The following is a 16,871-nucleotide window of genomic DNA, read 5'->3' as shown; positions in this document are numbered from 1 at the left end:
TCAACGTCTGACCGCGCAATGCGACCCCTTCGACAACCCTGGCGCGACAGCGGGATGCCCCCGTAACGCATCTTTCGCGATCCAGCGCCGCCGGCCAATCCGGGTGCGGTGCCGGCCGTCGATGCTCATGGCCGGGTCCACCCGTGAAAACCTTGCGTTTTGGCCGGTGATCTCCGAAAACGCGCGCGTCCGGAACGCTTGAGCTTGGCCGGGGACCGCGGCGCGCGCCGTGGCCAGGCCCACGCAGCGTTCCGATCCGGTTCGAGGACACGGTTCGATGATCGATTACGCGCAGGCGCGGCGGATGATGGTCGACTGCCAGTTGCGGACCTTCGACGTGAACGACAACGCGGTGCTCGACGCGTTCGACACGGTGCCGCGCGAAGCCTTCGTGCCGAAGGGCCGCGAGCCGTTCGCCTATATCGATCAGACCCTGCGGCTCGACGGCGCGAACGGCGAGACCCGTTGCCTGCCGGCGCCGATGGTGCTGGCCCGGCTGATCCAGGCCCTGAAAATCCGGCCCGGCGCCAAAGCCCTCGATGTCGGCACCGGCACCGGCTACGCCGCCGCCGTGATGGCGGATCTCGGCGCGGATGTGACGGCGCTCGAATCGGTGCCCGACCTCGCCGAGACGGCCCGCACCAAGCTCGGCACCACGGCGCGGGTGATCGAGGGTCCGCTGCAGGCGGGCGCCCCCAAGGAGGCACCCTTCGACGTGATCCTGATCAACGGCCGGGTCGAGGTCCGGCCGCAGGCCCTGCTGGACCAGCTCAAGGACGACGGCCGCCTCGCCTGCGTGTTCGGCCCGCACCGCAACGCCAAGGCGACCCTGTTCGTGCGCGCGGGCGATGCCTTCGGCTCCCGTCCGCTGTTCGACGCCTCCCTGCCGCTCCTCGACGCCTTCGCGGCGGAGGTCGGGTTCGCGTTCTGAGCTTTTGGAGACGGGTTTTCCCAAGCTCGACTTGTTTCTGAACTGCCCGCCTCAGGCTAAGCGTTGGGTTCGCGGCAGCTGGAACCGTCCTTGCGCGCGCGGCCGATCAACCTCGCGTAGCGCTCTCGCCCTGAGCATCGCGGCCGCTTCGGATCGCTTCGCGACGACGGTGCATTGGCCAGCGCAGACCCGACATCTTCGCCCACCAAAATCCGGGATGCCTGAAGCAAGCGCCCCTCTGCGGCGCGGCCACCGTATTGCTGCGGCGCACAAGACCGGCGCATCCGCGACAGGCGTTGCAACCTTCGGGACGAGGCCGCGACGGCGCACACGCCTCGCCCGGGCCTCGGCACTTCTCCGCCCCTCCCCCTGGACCAGAACTATATAAACCCTCTAATAAGGCAGAACTTGAACGCTATAATTCGCCGAAACTGCTGGTGAGCCGAATGGGTGCGCGCTTGATGCGGAATAAATGGGTATTCCCAACCGTTGCAGCCTTGGTCGGCCTCGCCACGGTCGCCGGATGTCGGGAGCTGAAGGCGGAAGGCGAGCCGCTGCAGCTCTGTCGGTTCAAGAAGGTCTTCGCCGACGACTTCAACGACTTGAGCGTTTCGAAATCCAACAACGAGCGGGCGCGGTGGTCGGCGCACACGCCCTGGAACGGTGATTTCGGCGATGCACAATTCATCGACCCGATCGACATCTTCGCCGATCCCGAGAAGAACGCGCCGTTCATCGTCAAGGACGGGATCCTGAAGATCCGGGCGCGGAAGCACGACAACGGAAAGTGGACCTCCGGCCTGCTCTCCTCGGCCGATCCCACCACCGCCGGATTCGCCCTGATGTACGGGTATTTCGAGGCGCGCATGAAGCTTCCGCCCGGTCCCGGCGTGTGGCCCGCCTTCTGGTTGAACGCCAACAAACCGAAGGACGACAAGACCCCGTCGGTGGAGATCGACGTGCTCGAATATTACGGCCAGTTCCCGGACGGATTCCATTCGGTCTGGCACGTCTGGGACAAGACCGACCCGAAGAAGAACAGCGGCGGCGAGATCATCACCTCGGTCCCGAGCGGCTCGCTGAACGACAGCTTCCACACCTACGGGGTGAACGTGACGAAGGAGTGGGTCGTGTTCTACCTCGACCGCCGCGAGATCGGCCGGACGCCGACGCCGCCCGAGCACACCAAGCCCCTGATGATCCTGGTCAATCTCGCCCTCGGTTCCGGCTGGCCGATCGACAAGACCCCCAACCCCTCCGATCTGCTGGTCGACTACGTTTACGCCTTCGCCCCCGACGAGACGAAGCGCGACGCCATCTGCAAGGAGTAAGGCCGATGGCCCGGCGCCGGGCCATCGGACTCAGGACGCGGGGGAGATCGGATATTCCCTCGCCTGTACGGCGATTCGACGGATATCGCGGGATCAAACAGTGTCCTGACGATCAAATGCCACGAATCATCGTCCTTTTGATTGCATCCGCGGGCACAGACTAAAAATCGCGATTGCCATGCTTCCGACAGGTCGGGCATGCGGGATCGCGACCGAGCTGCACCTCCGCGGCGGCGATACGCACGGGTTTCGAGGGCTCAAAAGCATCATGCTCCTTCCCAAAACAGCGGCCGCCCGGATCATTTCCTGCGACGTGTTCGATACGCTGCTCCATCGCGACCACCGGTCGGAACGCCAGCGGTTCAACGACATTGCGGTGCGCGCCGCGCAGCTTCTCGCCGCCGAGCGGCGGATCGTGCGGCATCCGGGGGCGATCTACGACGCCCGCATCGAGGTTCAGAAGCAGGCCTACCGGGCGCTCGACCTGTCCTGCCCGACGGGAGACGTGCGGTTCGCCGACATGGTCGACGCCATGGGCCGGATCCTGAGTCTCGATGCGCAGGCGGCGGAGATCCTGCATCGGGCCGAGATCGCGGTCGAGATCGCCCAGCTGAAGGCGAATACGCCGCTCTTGGCCTGGCTGGCCGAGCAGGCGCGGGCGGGATGCCGGATCATCGCCGTGAGCGACACCTATCATCGCGGCGAGACGATCGCCCAGCTGCTCGCCGCGCACGCGCCCGATCATCCCGTCGCCCACATCTATGCCAGCGCCGACCACAACGCGACGAAGCGGACGGGCGCCCTGTTCGGCGTCGTGCTGCGCCAGGAGGGCGTCGCAGCCACCGACATCCTGCATATCGGCGACGACACCACCGCCGACGTGACGATGGCCCAGGCCGCGGGGTTGCGCTCCCTGCAGGTCCTGCGGCCGAAGCATCTCGTGTTCCGGCGCCGGGCCGATGCCCTGCGCGCCCGCGCCCTGCACGGGCTCCGGATCCGGGCGGCGCACGCGCCGCGCGCGGGTGCGCCGGCGTGACGGCGCCCGATACCGGCCCGCTCGACGCGGAGGCGTTCGGGCGCAGCGCGCTGGGGCCCATCCTGGCGGAGTTCTGCCTCCGCCTCTGGCTGTTCGAGCGCTTCATCCAGGGCGACGATGCCGTCCTCCTGTTCTGCGCCCGGGGCGGCCTGCGGATGCGGCTGGCCTACGAGCACTTCCTGGCGCGGACCGGTCTGCCGCAACGCTTGCCCCGCGCGGATCTGATGGTGTCGCGCCTCGTCGCGGCCCGGACCGCGTTCGACCCGCCGAGCCCGGGGGTCCTGTCCGAGCTGGAGCGCGAGTTCAGCGGCCAGTCGATGGCCGAGATCGCCGCCGCCCTGTCGCAACGCGACGACCTCGACCTGCCGCCCCCCTGGCATGCGCCATTCGAGGCAACACGCTTCACCACCCTGCTGGCCGGCACCGAGCCCGGCGTGGTGATGCTCCGCCAAGCGGTCGCCGAGCAGGATGGCCTGTTCCGGGCCCATCTGACGGCCTGCACCGGCGCGCGTCGTCACGGAATCCTGGTCGATACCGGGCTGTACGGCAGCACGGTGCGGATCCTTCAGGAGGGCATTCCAGATCGGCAATGGTCCGGGCTTCAATTCGCCCGCTGCAATTACAAGCGGCTTCCGACGCCGCATTTCGCGCGCACGTTGGGCCTCAGCGTCGAGAGCGACGGCTACAAGCCCTGGGAGGTCCGGACCTCGGCGCTCCGCTTCTGGCAGTTGATCGAGTCCTGCCTCGAGCCGGAGCTGTCCAGCGTGCGAACCTTCACGGCCTCAGCCGATGGCGGGCCGCCGCGCGCCAATCTCCAGGTCCCGGGGTGGGAGAGCCGCATCGCGCCGGAGCAGCCGGGCCTGTTCACCGGCGTCCTCGCTTACATCGATGGCCTCACCCCGGAGACGCTCCACCGGGTCCCGGAGGATGCGGCCCGCGCCTGGCGGCACCTCAAGGACGCGGTGGTCTGGCCGAGCGAGCAGGCCGTGGCGACCTTGAGCCTCGGGCACCGATCCCGGGACTTCGGACGGACCGAACTCCGAGCGCAATTTGCCGGCGCGGGCAGCACCAGCCCCTTGAAGCAGATCCGCGAAAGCCTCTGGCGCGAAGGTGCGGTCGTGCGCAGCTTCCCGCGGGGCGGCCGCCTGGCGCTCCCGCTCATCGAACTGATCTATGCCGCGCGAGCGCTGCGCTCGGAGATGCGGGCCCTGCGTCGGCGCGGTCGGGCGACCTGAGAGATTCGCCGTCGGAGGGAACCGGCGACCGCCGCCCTGGCCCAGGCTGAAATCGCTGCGCAGAACACGGATATAAGTACTGATCCGGATGTAGCTCATTTCTCTGCGCCGCTAAAGATTCCGAGCAGCTGATCCATCCGCTCGCTCGGCTCGCCGGCCAGCGAGGTCGGTTCGGCTCGACAGCATCGCCCACGATTGTTGTCGTCCGGATAGCGCGACAGAATTGCTCGTTCAGTAAATTACGTACCGATTCGGCTTTAACGATCTTGCCGTTAAGCAGTTGATATTTCGATTGAATGATTGCGCCAACAGGCATCAGAGCTACAAAATCCAAAGCGCGGCGAAATTATATCGGCCGCCAAACGTTAATGACCGGATGAACGCAGTTCCCCGTCACACGGATGCCAGGGACGTATTACCATGTTAGAAATATATCAGACCGAGACCTACGCGGAGAACAATCCGAGCTGGCACGAGGAAGACGCGCCCTGGAAAGCGAAGCAGATCGCACAGATCATCAATAAGAACGCGATCACGTTCGATCGGCTCTGTGAGGTCGGCTGCGGAACCGGGGAGATCCTTCTCAACCTGGAGCGGTCCTTCGGTTTCTCAAAGGGTTACGGCTACGAGGTCTCCCCGCATGCCTATCAGCGGGCCAAGAGGAAGCAGACCGGCCGGACCAAATTCTACCTCGAAAGCGTGTTCGACGCCGCGGCATCGCCGTTCGACCTGATGCTGGTGATCGACGTCATCGAGCACGTCGAGGATTACATCGGCTTCGCCGAAAAATTGCGGCCCCTCGCCAAGTACAAGATCTTCCACATCCCGCTCGATCTGTCGGTGCAGTCGCTGTTACGGGAACGGCCGATCATGAATCTCCGGAAGGGCGTCGGGCATTTACACTACTTCTTCAAGGAATCGGCGCTCGCGACCTTGAGGGATTGCGGATACACGATCATCGACCACGCCTACACAGCCGGACGCCTCGAACTGCCCAATCAGGCCACGTCGAGCCGGCTCATGAAAATCCCGCGCCAGGCCCTGTTCGCGCTGAACCAGGACCTCACCGTGCGGATCCTCGGCGGCTATTCCCTGCTGGTTCTGGCCGAGTGAGCCGGGCCGGCCGCGACCCGGACGATCCTCGGCCGCAGGGGTCGCGCCGCAGCCGCGCCGTGCTGATGCGCGACGGCCATTTCTTGTACACGGCCTGGAGATAGCGTAAGGATCGTTTCCTCAAGGAGTGTTTACTATTAATAGTGCCGCGATTGTGCAAAACGGGTTGTAGCAGTTGAAACCGAAGCGGCGGCTTGAGAGGGTGTCATTGAACACCCCAAATACTCAGAAGCATTGCCGCCGATGTCGGTTCAATTCAAAAATTATAGTTCGAATATCGATAGGAGTATATCGTTAGTATGACGGCGGCTGAATCGTTCGGGATCAATGGTCGCTTCCTGACGCAACCGATGACCGGCGTTCAGCGCTACGCATGGAACGTGACCCGGGCGATGAGCCAGGCCGTGGCCGCGCGCGGGGCCACGATTCCCCTGCTGGCACCGCCCGGCGCCCAGGATCCCGGCTTCGCTGGGACGCCGCTCAAGGTCATCGGCCGCTCGGGCGGCCATGCCTGGGAGCAGGTCGCCCTGCCGCGCGCTTGGCCGGGCCGGTTGCTCAACCTCTGCAACACCGCGCCCGCCCTCAGGGCCGACCAAGTCGTCTGCATCCACGACGCGAACGTCTTCCTCGAACCGGAGAGCTACAGCGCCTCGTTCCGCGCCTTCTACAAGACGCTCCAGCCCCTGCTGGCGCGGCGCGCGGCGCGGATCGCCACCGTCTCGAGCTTCTCGGCCGGGCAGATCGCGCAGCATCTGTCGGTGAAGGCGTCCGACATCCTCGTCCTGCCCAACGGGCACGAGCACGTCCACGCCTGGGACCCGGACCAGGCGACCCGGGCGCCGTCGGCGCTGCGCCGCAATCCGGACGGCACCGAGCGCCCGTTCGTGCTGGCGCTCGGCTCGCGCGCGCGCCACAAGAATCTCGGCCTGCTGCTCGGCTTGGCGCGCGAGTTCGCGAGCCTCGGTGTCGACCTGATCATCGCCGGCGGCCAAGCGGGCATCTTCGCGGCGGAAGAGCTGCAGCGCAGCGACAACGTCCAGCATCTCGGCTTCGTCACCGATCACGATCTCGCCTACCTGCTCGAACGCGCCCTATGCCTGGCCTTTCCCTCGCTGACCGAGGGCTTCGGCCTGCCGGCGCTGGAGGCGATGGCCCGGGGCTGCCCGGTCATCTCGACCGATCGCGCCAGCCTGCCGGAAATCTGCGGCACCGCCGCGCTCCTGGCGCCTCCCGACCAGCCGGAACTCTGGCTGGCGCATGTCCGGGCCCTGCTGGCGAGCGCCACGCTTCGGGAAGACCTGATCGGCCGCGGCCGCATTCAGGCGGCCCGGTTTTCCTGGGCCGACACGGCGCAGGGCTACCTGGACGTGATGCGCTCGCCCGGGCGGAGGGATGTCGGGCGCCCGCGCACCGCGTCGGCGCCGCCCAGCATCGCCGTGGTCATAGCGACCCTGGGGCGCCCGGAGGTCGTGGCGCAGACGCTGCGGCGCATCCTCGATCGGCAGACCTACAAGCCCGCCGCCGTGATCATCTCATGTATCAAGCCGGAGGATGCCGGCGACGCGGCCAGCTGGGGCGACGTCACGGTGCTGACCGGCCGCCCCGGTCTTGCGGCGCAGCGCAACACGGCGCTGGCCGCCCTGCCCGACGGAATCGAGATCGTCACCTTCTTCGACGACGATTTCGTGCCCGAGCCCAACTGGCTCGAAGTCGCGGCCCGGACATTCCGCGACGAGGCGGACATCGTCGGCTTCACGGGCGACGTGCTGGCGGACGGTATCAAGGGCCCTGGTCTGAGCTTCGCCGAGGTCGATCGCCTCCTCGCGGCGACCGGGCCGGTCGAATCGGCGCCGATGATCGAGCCGTTCAGCCCCTACGGTTGCAACATGGCGTTCCGGCGCTCCGCCATCGGGACCCTGCGGTTCGACGAGCGCCTGGTCCTGTATGGCTGGCTGGAGGACCGCGATTTCGGCGCAGCCCTGAGAGCCAAGGGCGGACGGCTCGTGAAATGCATGGCGGCGCGCGGCGTCCATATGGGTGTCAAGGGCGGGCGGATCGCCGGCGATCGGCTCGGCTATTCGCAGGTGGTTAATCCCCTGTACATGCTGCGTAAGGGAACGATGACTTACGCTCAGGTGCTGGATCATTTATTTCGGAATTTCACTAGCAATCTGGCGCGATCGGCTGTCCCGGAACCGTTCATCGATCGGCGCGGCCGTTTACGGGGCAATCTACGGGGCGCGGCCGACGCCCTCCTGGGACGGCTCGAACCCGAGCGGGCCCTGCAGATCCGACCGAAAGCCGTGAGATGACCGTGCACAATCAAAATCGGATCGCGCCGGAGCGGCCTCAGGCGGTCTGGCCGTTCCCGGAGGCGGCCTCCGTGGGCGTGCCGGATGGCCCCCTGGCGGTGATCTCGGCCGCCCTGAAGGCGGCCAAGCGCCACAAGTTCGTCGTGGCCCTGTGGATCCTGTTCTGCGTCGGCGTCGCCCTGCTTTACGCGATGACCGCGACGCCGCTCTTCACGGCGACCGCGACGCTGCTCCTGGAACCGCGACGCCAAGCCGGTTCGGGGTCGCCGGAAGGCTCGCTGGCGCCGAGCCTCGATGTCGGCCGGGCCGAGAGCGAACTCCAGGTCCTGCGCTCCGAGCGCCTCCTGTCCAACGTGTTCAACAGCCTCGGGCTCGCGAACAATCCCGAATTCGGCACGCCGCCCTCCGGCAAGGCCGAGACGCGGCGCTTGAGCCTCAAATCCCTGCTCGGCATTCCGGAACCGCCGCCGCCGACCCCCGAGGTCGTGCAGCAGCGGCAGTTCGAGACCTTCGCGCAGCAATTCACCGTGCGCCGGGTCGGCCAATCCTACGTCGTGGAGGTCGCCTACACCTCCCCGAACGCCGACTTGGCGCGACGGGTCGCGAACGCGGCCGTCTCGGCCTACCTCTGGCAATCGATCGCCGCGAAGGCCGATGCCGCCAAGAACGGCGCGGAATTCCTGCAGGGCCGCGTCAACGCCTTGTCGTCGCAGGCGCGGTCTGCGGCGGCCGCGGTTTCCAGTGGAAGCCTGCCCGACGCGCCGACACCGGATGCCGATGCCCGCGTGATCGGCGCGGCGCTCCAGCCCCTCACGCCGTCGGCGCCCCGCAAGACGCTGATCCTCGGCCTCGGCCTGACGGTGGGTCTCGTCGGCGGACTTTTGGCCGTCGCCCTCCGGCAGGCCCTGGATCGACGGATCCGGACGCCGCAGGATCTCGTCCAGCGCGTTGGCGTTCCCTGCCTCGCCGTCATGCCCGACGTCTCGCGCAAGAGCGTCGCCGGCCGGCGCGGCCCGAGCGACCTGAGATCCGCGACGACCCTGTGGCTCGGCAACAGCGGCTTCGCCTCGGGCATCCGTGACCTGAGGACCTCGATCCAGCTCGCCCTGTCGAGCCGCCCCGGCGAAGCCGAGACCGTCGTCGCCCTGGTCGGCTGCACGGCGAATTCCGGCACCTCGCTGATCGGATTGAACTTGGCCCGGATCATCCAGGAGAGCGGGCGCCCGGTGACGATGATCGACGCCGACGTGCACGGGTCCGCGCCGCGATCGCTGACCTACGATTTCGACACCTGGGAAGGGACCTGCCTGGCGGATCTGATCGAGGATCCCGCCCGCATTCCCGGCGCCAAGCTCCTCGATTACGGCGGGATCGCGGTGCTGCCCGCACGCCTGCCCAACACGGCTGTCAACAGCCGCGTCTACCTCGGTGCGCCGTCCTTCCACAAGGTGATCGAGCACATGCGGCAGACGGGCTACGTCATCCTCGACCTGCCGCCCCTCTCGGTCTCGGCCGAGACGCGGGCCGCCGCGCGGCGGGCCGATGCGGTGGTCATCGTGGCCGAAGCCGGACGCACGACCGTCGACGAATTGTCCGACGCCGTGAACGGGTTGCGGAGCGCCGGCGCCAGCGTCATCGGCGCCATCCTCAATCGCGTCTGATTGCCCGCTGCACGTCGTGCTCATGCTCCGACGCGCCTTCCTGAGCCGAGCCGGCCTCCGGCTCGACGGAGGACCTGCGACGGTCCGAGCGAAGCCTCGCCGGCGCGGCAGTCTTGCGGCGATTGCCGCGCCTGCAAACCATCCTTCGGAGTATCGTTGATGCCAGCCGCGACCGATCGAAAGATCAGAGTCCTCTATTGCCAGCCCGGCACCAGCGTCTTTGCGGGCATCGAACGGGTCAATGACGAGATCTGCACCGAACTCGCCAAGACCTACGGCGACGCATTCGACGTCGATGTCCTGCTGGTATCCGAGCACCGCAATTATCCGTCCACCCCGCGGGCCTACAACATCGTCAGGCGCGCGGTCTCATCGCGCCTGGGTCTCATGCGGGCGTTCCGCAGCGTCGTCCGGGACAAGCGCTACGATCTCGTCGTGGTCCCGCAGATCGATCCAACGGTGATCTTCTGGTTTGCGCGACTGGGCTTAAAGCGGCCTATCGCGATGCACCTGCACGGAAATCCGCGCCGCGAGAACGGACATCTCAAAGCGAAGATCCTGTTCTTCCTCCTCCGGCATCTCGTCCTGCGACAGGTGACGGTGGTGTTCGGCACCTCGCCCCGGCAGCTCCGAGCCTTCACCGAGGATTTCGACTGCCGCAGGCCGACCGTCTGGGTGCCGAACCCGGTCCGGAAATTCGAGCCTCCGGCAGCCGAAGAGAAGCCGCCGGCCGGCCTGGTGACGTTCGTCAATGTCGGACGCTACGACTACCAGAAGGGCCAGGACCTCCTGATCGACGCGTTCGCCCGGCTCTACGAACGGCGCCAGGACATAAGGCTGCGGCTCGTCGGCCATGGAGCCGACGAGCCCGCCCTGTCCGATCGGATCCAACGCCTCGGCCTGTCAGAGGTGGTCAAGCTCGAATTCCATCCGGATAACCCGCAGCGGGCACTGTATGCCAGCGACGTGTTCGTCGCCACGTCGCGATGGGAGGGCTGGTCGCTGGCGATCTGCGAGGCGCTCCGGTGCGGGCTCCCGGTCATCTCGACCGATTGCGATTTCGGCCCCAGCGACATCCTGGTCGACCGCCGCCTGGGGCAGCTGGTCCCGTCGAACGACGAAGCCGCGCTTGTGGAGGCCATGAACCACTACTGCGATCATATCGCCGAAGAGAAGACGTTTGCCGACTTCCGACGGCACAACATCGAGCAGTACAGCGTCGAGAACACGGCAAAAATTCATGCCGAAGCCATCCGGCGAGCCGTCGGAGCCGATTTGGCCGCGTGACTGCGGCGTCATAGAGAACGCAGCGAAAGCGACCGACGCCCTCGCGCGCCGGTCGCGGTCCCGTCCGACCCAGGCCCGATCGCTACCGCAGCGCGGATCGCATCGATGCCAGGGCGAGAGGGTCGGAGACGAGCCCCGCGGACTGCGCGGCGGGGAGCCGCTCGCGTTCCGGCCAGGCAGATGCGACCCCGGCGAAGACGTAGAACAGCAGGCTCTGGTCGACCGTAGGCCCGGCGATGATGCTCCCGGTCAGCAGGGACAAGCAGGCGAGACGAGACGCTGCGCGCACGTCGCTCGAATAGCTCCGGGGCTCGCCCCGGCGGACGCCGAACACGGTCGCGAGGAACAACAGGTAGAAGACCGCGCCCGGAACGCCGACATTCGACAACACCGCCAGCGGAAAGCTGGAGGTCCGGTTCGTCCCGAGGCCGACCCCGAGGCCTCGTGAGTCGAAGAAATTCTGCCAGGCGAGCGTGTTCCAGTACGAGCGCTGGACGCCCGAATCCGTCTGCGCCTTGCTCAAGATCAGCGTGTCGACATACTCGTAAATCCTCTCCGCCACGCCTTCGGTGACCAGCACGAGCAGCACGATCAGGCAGAGAACCAGCGGACCGAGGACGACCGCCGCGGCGCTGAAGCGATCTTGCGGGCGCATGCTGCACCGCTGCACGGCCGTGACGTAGAGGAGTCCCAGGACGACCACCGAGCCGACCAGCCCGGTCGATGAGGTCGAGATCACCACGAACAGCAGCGACAGCAGGGCCAAGGACCCGGTGACGAGGGGATTGCGTCCGCAGAGCCACAGCATGCCGGTGAACCCGAGCGCCCCCAGCGTCATGCTGGCGAAAGCCGAGGCTTCCGGCCAGGAGCCGATGATCCGCCGCATCGTGCCGATGGTCTCCTCATCATGGAACGTGTACTGAGCGTTCCGGATGAATTGCAGCGCCTCCTGGGTGCCGGTCGCGCTCGTGAGCAGGTCGAGGATGCCGAAGCCGATATTGGTGGCCGCGTAGGCGGTCAGCGCGGTGGCAAGCGTCGCAAGACCCCGTTGCGTCGATCCGACGGTCGCGATCATGAGGAAGCAGACGAGGTCGCCGATCAGATAGATCGGCTGGGTCAGGTTGCTGGAGACCGGTCCCAGCGGCACGGCGCCGTCATAGGTGCTCAGATGCGTCGAAGTGCCGAGCGGGATGATGTAGGTCGCATCGGCAAACAGCCGCGGCATGACATAGCTGCTCAGCACGCCGTACAGGACCAGACAGAGCAGCCAGAAGCCGGGCTCGGTGATCTTGAGCGCCTCCAGCATCGTGATGGAGGTCTTGCGCCAGAACAGCGTCGAGATGGCCAGGAAGACGAGAAACAGGTGTGCCGGCTGAACGTTGGCACCGCCGAGCAGCAGCGCGGCGGCGGACCCAAGCGTGCAGAACACGACGAACGCCACCACGGTCGATCGGGTGCCGAACAACAAGCAGAACAGCCCGACAACGATCGTGATGGCGCCGATCGGTTCGAAGCTCATGATCCGCTTGCCTCGAGTTGAAGACCGACGATTTGGCCGAGGATCGCGTCTTCCCGCGAGCGAACCGGCATCGCGTCCTACCGATCCGTACTTTCCGCGGCGCGACGCACGGCCTCCGCGGAGGCCGGCCCGGTGCGATTGGCGTTGCCGCCCTCAGGCGGGCGGCGCGGTCCGGAGACTTGCGGCGCCTCCCCGGACCGACCGCTCGGGTTCCGGACGAGGGTGACCCGGACGACATCGCCGGGCTCGACCTGGGCATCCTCCTGCGCGAACCAAGTGCTGGACCGGTCGCCGACCCTGCGGGTCACCTCGTAGCGCGGGATCAGCATCTCGCCGCCCTCCTCGCCGCTGCCGAGCATCTGCGACTCGGCATCCGCCGAGAGCCGCCCGGCGGTCAGCGTCTTCTCGTCGTTCTGCCCGAGCTTGAGGCGCGTCTCCGCCGCATCGGCCAGGGCGTCGCGGCGGAACCGGGACCGGAGCTCGATGATGTCGCGCTCGGCCCGCGTCAGGCTCTGCTGAGCGCGCAACGTCGCGACCTGAACGTCCAGCCGGTTGCTCTCGAACGCGGCTTGGCTCTGCTCGGCGGCGAGCTTGCGCGGCGTGATCGTGAGTCCCTTGGCGACGAGGTCGTTGACGAGGTTCAATTCGCCCCGGCTCAGCTCGATCTGGCGATCGAGGGATTTGGCCTTGTTCTCCAGGGCGCTGATCTCGGCGCGGAAGCTGACGATGGATTGCTCGATCGCGGCGATCTCCGCCTTGACCGCGTTGCGCCGCGTCTCGAACAGGAGCTGCTCGCCGCGCATGGCCTGATCGGCCCGCGCCTTGTCGGGGGCCGCCTTCAGATCCTCGCCGAAGCTGACGGAGTCCGCGCCGGCGATCTCCGCGTCCAGCCGCGCCTGCTTGGCCGCCAGCGCGATCCGCTCCGTGACGAGCGTGCGCAACTCGCCTCGCGTCGTCACGATCTCACGCCGGATCATCCGCGGATCCAACCCGCGCATGAGGCCCTCCGCGGTGCTGACCGCCTGGAGAACGGTCAGGCTGGGCTGATATTCGAACTTGCCCGGCCGCTGGACCGCACCGGTGATATAATACGGCCGGTATCTGGCGACCTCGACCGAAGCCGCCGGCGTTTCCGCGAGATCGGCCGCCTGTTTCAGCGAGGTTCCGATCGCCTCGGCCAGATCGGTCGGGGTCCCGCCGGCCGCCTTGATCTGGCCGATCAGAGGCATCGACACTGTGCCATCCGCGGCCACGGAGAACTCTCCGTTCAACGCGGTCCACGAATACGCCTCGCCGGTGTTGCGCCGCAGATCGTAGACGCGAATAGTCAACCGATCCTGCGGGCCGAGCAGGTATCGGCCCGGGGCTTCGGCAGCCGGTGCTGCGAGAACGCTGGCAACCACGAACACGCAAGACGCAGCGATCTGCCGCCAATACATCCAAGTCTCCCAAACCGAAACCGGCTTCCGGCAAAATACTTCGGCCAACAACCTCTATTAGGGAGCCGAGCCGCACTGCGTCGCTGGATGTTACTGTATACGATATCAGGCCGCACTCAACCCGCTCGGCAGTTTACGCCACGCTCGAACCGGCCGATCACGCTGAAAACCCGATGCCATGGCAAACAAACACATCCCGATCCCAGGGATCCGGAGACAGCACATCCCTGCCGGGCGCCTGTCGCGATCGCGATTGATCCCGCCAGGTCATTGTCGCAGGGAGCGCACGCGGAAGCCGCACATGTGCATCGACGCGGCATAGACGAGCGCACCACAGAGCGTCATGGCGGCGAGCGGCGCGAGCGCCCCGATCTCGACCCGCCGCAACGCTTCCTCCAAGGCGAAGACCGAGGCCGCCATGACGATGCAGGACAGGCCGACCTGCCAGAGATTGCCCAACTGCACCGCGATACTGACGCCGATCACACGGCGCGCATAAACGGCGCTGACCAGAAGATGGATGACCGCGGCCAGGACACGCGCATACAGCATCAGCAGCAGACCGCCCGTATAGAACGCCACGGTCATCAACGGGATCTTCACCGCGGCTTCGAACATGTTGATTTTCAACAACAGGTTCGGCTCGTCGACCGCGAGGCACAGTGAATAGACCGGCTGGTAATAGGCGGTGAACATGATCGCCAGAGACAGCCACCGCAAGTATACCGCCGCGGAACTCCATTGGCTTCCGAGGATTACATTGACGATCTGGTCCGATGTCAGCGCGATTCCGATCCCGGCCGGCAATGCGATGAACATCGTCAGGCGGGCCGCCTTCAGGAACGAGAGGCTCAGACGCCTCCGGTCGTCGGCCATGGTGGCGAACGCTGCCATGACCGGGCGCATGGCCGGACCGATCAGGCTCTGGGTCGGCATGACCGAGAAGTCGCTGGCCAGACTGTACCGGCCCAGAACCGACTTCTCGACGTTGTAACCCAGGAACACGCGGTCGTATTGCCAGCTGAACGCGGTCAGGATCTGCGCCGAGGTGAACCAGCCCGTGAACGCCGAGAAGTCGCGCAGCTTTTCCAGGGAGAGCTTCGGCGCGTACGGGGCCAGCACGTGGGACAGGATCGTGGGTATCCAAGCCGATATGACGGGATTGATCACGAGCGCCCAGTATCCGCCCCCCGCATACAGCGTCGCCACGGAGATCAGCGCCGCGATGATTTTTCCGGAGAAGTCCGTGACGAAGGAGACGCGGAAATCGAGATCGCGGTAGAAATGCACCATCGCGGGGCTGGCGAGGCTCCGCGCGATCGGTGCCAGCGCGAGGAACAGGATGAGCGCGACGAGACGTGAATCGTCGTAGATATGCGCGACCGGCCAGGCGGCGAGCATCATCAGAACCGCGACCACGCTGCCCCGCAGCAGGCCGAGGGTGAAGGCGGTGTCCAGATGCGATCGCTCGATCCTCGGGAGGCGCATCAGAGCCTGCACCAGCGGCACTTCGAGAATCATCTCGACGATCGAGATCAGCGACACCGCGATGGCTGTGAGGCCGAAATCCGCCGGCGTCAGAATCCGGGCGAGGACGAGGAGCGTCGCGAGGTCGATCATGCGCGCGGACGTCCGGGCCGCGACGCTCCAGCCGGCACCGCGTAACGTCTTGAGGGTGAGCATAAACCGATCCTGCGGGGAACGACATTGAGCGGGATCGCGGCCGGCGCGAAACGTGCTGTCTCTATCGATGATATTGGACCCGGATAAGGGCAATATGGCGATGATAAGCTCAGTCCGGCCTATTTACCGGATCTGCGACACGACGCCATGCTGACTGCGTCTCCACGACCGTGCCGGTTGCGCCGCGCTCACGCCGCGGACGGCTTGGCCCTGGATCCGGTGGCGCGGTCATAGACCGCGATGACCTCGCGCGCCACGCGCTCGATCCGCAGGTTGTCGATCGCAATCTGGCTGTGAGCGCGCCACGCCTGCAGCAGGTCCGGATCGGTCACCAGCATCCGGAGCGCATCCGCGATCTTGTCGGGCGCGTTCGGCGGCACGAGTATCCCGGACCGTCCCTGATCGAGGAGTTCCGGAATCCCGTCGACCTGCGTGGCGATCACCGCGCAGCCGGCCTCCCGGGCCTCCGAGAGCACCAGGGGCGCCGGATCGGCATGGGAGGGCAGGACGAAGATGTCGGCGCCCAGCATCCACGGATAGGGGTCGTCCTGCGGGCCGGCGAAGGTGATCGCGGCCGCGGATGCCATCTCCCGCGCCATCTGGGCATAGCTATCCTGTGTCGGGCCGCCGCCGACCACGTAGAGGCGCACGGCCGGGTGCTGCGCATGCACCGCGTCGAACGCCTGGAGGAGATTGGGCAAGCCTTTGCGCGGATGGAGGCCGCCCACGAACACGATCGCGGGGTGGTCGAGCGCTTTCGGAACCTCGCAGCGGTCGGCCATCCGTGCGGAGCCGATGGTCCCGTTCAGCACGACGTCGATGCGCGAGGCGGAAATGCCGCGCTTCTGCATGGACTTCGCCACGGCGGCGCTCACCGCGATGACGCGGTCGCCGAGCCCCATCAGGATCGCGCCCCTCTCGAACTCGTTGTGCACGGTGGTGATCAGCGTGACACCGGCCAGCTTGCAGGCCGGCCAGGCGAGGACGGTGCTCGTCATCATATGCGCGTGGACGACATCCGGCCGCCACCGCTTGAGCAGCCCCGCAAGCCCGACCATGGATTTCAGAATCCGGCCGGGGCGGCGCTCGTGATCGACGATGAAGCTCTCGACGCCGTTCTCCTGAAGCAAGGCGTCGAATTCACCGCCCTGGCTCGCGATGGCGACGGTGTGGCCGAGCTTGGCCTGCGCGCAGGCGAGATCGACGGCTGCATGAACATGGCCGTTCATGCGGCGCGTGTGGTTGAGAAGATGCAGAACTCGCACGTTACACCAACGCTCACTTCGTCCGAGAGCCGCCCAACTTGACATCCGACACGTCGGAA

12 protein-coding genes are annotated in these 16,871 nt (G+C 66.5%); 8 read left to right on the top strand and 4 right to left on the bottom strand.

The features are described from left to right. The first annotated feature begins 277 nt into the window (after nt 1-277). From MKL20_RS03975 to MKL20_RS03940, 8 genes are all read left to right on the top strand, one after another. The gene (locus tag MKL20_RS03975) at nt 278-931 is read left to right on the top strand and encodes a protein-L-isoaspartate O-methyltransferase family protein (protein ID WP_244035596.1); all 654 of its coding nucleotides are present in this window, start codon (nt 278-280) and stop codon (nt 929-931) included. Nucleotides 932-1,392: 461 nt separating this feature from the next. Further along, nucleotides 1,393-2,262 carry a glycoside hydrolase family 16 protein gene (locus tag MKL20_RS03970; protein WP_244035595.1) on the top strand — a complete coding sequence of 290 codons (870 nt, stop codon included), beginning with the start codon at nt 1,393-1,395 and terminating at the stop codon, nt 2,260-2,262. A gap of 268 nt (nt 2,263-2,530) precedes the next feature. Next, nucleotides 2,531-3,298, top strand: coding sequence for an HAD family hydrolase (locus MKL20_RS03965; RefSeq protein ID WP_244035594.1), 768 nt, complete (start codon nt 2,531-2,533; stop codon nt 3,296-3,298). Then, entirely contained in the window at nt 3,295-4,533 is a 1,239-nt protein-coding gene (locus tag MKL20_RS03960; RefSeq protein ID WP_244035593.1) for a glycosyltransferase, read from the top strand. Before MKL20_RS03965 ends, MKL20_RS03960 begins: the two co-directional genes overlap by 4 nt. Before the next feature lie 420 nt (nt 4,534-4,953). Then, nucleotides 4,954-5,646 (top strand): class I SAM-dependent methyltransferase, encoded by a 693-nt coding sequence (locus tag MKL20_RS03955; protein ID WP_244035592.1) that lies wholly within the window; start codon nt 4,954-4,956, stop codon nt 5,644-5,646. A 299-nt stretch (nt 5,647-5,945) separates the two neighbouring features. After that, nucleotides 5,946-7,958, top strand: coding sequence for a glycosyltransferase (locus MKL20_RS03950; RefSeq protein ID WP_244035591.1), 2,013 nt, complete (start codon nt 5,946-5,948; stop codon nt 7,956-7,958). Then, complete coding sequence (locus MKL20_RS03945; RefSeq protein WP_244035590.1) at nt 7,955-9,619, top strand: Wzz/FepE/Etk N-terminal domain-containing protein; 1,665 nt, start codon at nt 7,955-7,957, stop codon at nt 9,617-9,619. Before MKL20_RS03950 ends, MKL20_RS03945 begins: the two co-directional genes overlap by 4 nt. 159 nt (nt 9,620-9,778) lie before the next feature. Next, nucleotides 9,779-10,906 carry a glycosyltransferase gene (locus tag MKL20_RS03940; protein WP_244035589.1) on the top strand — a complete coding sequence of 376 codons (1,128 nt, stop codon included), beginning with the start codon at nt 9,779-9,781 and terminating at the stop codon, nt 10,904-10,906. Nucleotides 10,907-10,988: 82 nt separating this feature from the next. Here the strand turns inward: MKL20_RS03940 and MKL20_RS03935 are convergent, their stop codons facing one another. The 4 genes from MKL20_RS03935 to MKL20_RS03920 all read right to left on the bottom strand — a co-directional run bounded on the left by MKL20_RS03935 (nt 10,989) and on the right by MKL20_RS03920 (nt 16,812). Further along, a complete protein-coding gene (locus MKL20_RS03935) occupies nt 10,989-12,425 on the bottom strand; it encodes a hypothetical protein (protein WP_244035588.1) in 1,437 nt (478 codons plus the stop codon). A 77-nt stretch (nt 12,426-12,502) separates the two neighbouring features. After that, a complete protein-coding gene (locus MKL20_RS03930; RefSeq protein ID WP_244035587.1) occupies nt 12,503-13,864 on the bottom strand; it encodes a polysaccharide biosynthesis/export family protein in 1,362 nt (453 codons plus the stop codon). Between the two features lie 267 nt (nt 13,865-14,131). Then, complete coding sequence (locus tag MKL20_RS03925) at nt 14,132-15,547, bottom strand: lipopolysaccharide biosynthesis protein (RefSeq protein ID WP_244035586.1); 1,416 nt, start codon at nt 15,545-15,547, stop codon at nt 14,132-14,134. A 188-nt stretch (nt 15,548-15,735) separates the two neighbouring features. Then, nucleotides 15,736-16,812, bottom strand: coding sequence for a glycosyltransferase family 4 protein (locus tag MKL20_RS03920; RefSeq protein WP_244035585.1), 1,077 nt, complete (start codon nt 16,810-16,812; stop codon nt 15,736-15,738). Between the last annotated feature and the right edge of the window lie 59 nt (nt 16,813-16,871).

Origin of the sequence: Methylobacterium sp. E-066 (assembly GCF_022829635.1) — a bacterium.
Lineage (GTDB): Bacteria > Pseudomonadota > Alphaproteobacteria > Rhizobiales > Beijerinckiaceae > Methylobacterium.
The sequence above is the reverse complement of the archived record's forward strand: the minus strand, read 5'-3'. Positions and strand labels throughout refer to the sequence as shown.

What these genes read in the sequence shown, in the direction of transcription:
- MKL20_RS03940 (WP_244035589.1), top strand. Translation starts at nt 9,779, where the DNA reads ATGCCAGCCGCGACCGATCGAAAGATCAGAGTCCTCTATTGCCAGCCC.
- MKL20_RS03930 (WP_244035587.1), bottom strand. Translation starts at nt 13,864, where the DNA reads ATGTATTGGCGGCAGATCGCTGCGTCTTGCGTGTTCGTGGTTGCCAGC.
- MKL20_RS03955 (WP_244035592.1), top strand. Translation starts at nt 4,954, where the DNA reads ATGTTAGAAATATATCAGACCGAGACCTACGCGGAGAACAATCCGAGC.
- MKL20_RS03945 (WP_244035590.1), top strand. Translation starts at nt 7,955, where the DNA reads ATGACCGTGCACAATCAAAATCGGATCGCGCCGGAGCGGCCTCAGGCG.
- MKL20_RS03965 (WP_244035594.1), top strand. Translation starts at nt 2,531, where the DNA reads ATGCTCCTTCCCAAAACAGCGGCCGCCCGGATCATTTCCTGCGACGTG.
- MKL20_RS03970 (WP_244035595.1), top strand. Translation starts at nt 1,393, where the DNA reads ATGCGGAATAAATGGGTATTCCCAACCGTTGCAGCCTTGGTCGGCCTC.
- MKL20_RS03950 (WP_244035591.1), top strand. Translation starts at nt 5,946, where the DNA reads ATGACGGCGGCTGAATCGTTCGGGATCAATGGTCGCTTCCTGACGCAA.
- MKL20_RS03935 (WP_244035588.1), bottom strand. Translation starts at nt 12,425, where the DNA reads ATGAGCTTCGAACCGATCGGCGCCATCACGATCGTTGTCGGGCTGTTC.
- MKL20_RS03925 (WP_244035586.1), bottom strand. Translation starts at nt 15,547, where the DNA reads ATGCTCACCCTCAAGACGTTACGCGGTGCCGGCTGGAGCGTCGCGGCC.
- MKL20_RS03975 (WP_244035596.1), top strand. Translation starts at nt 278, where the DNA reads ATGATCGATTACGCGCAGGCGCGGCGGATGATGGTCGACTGCCAGTTG.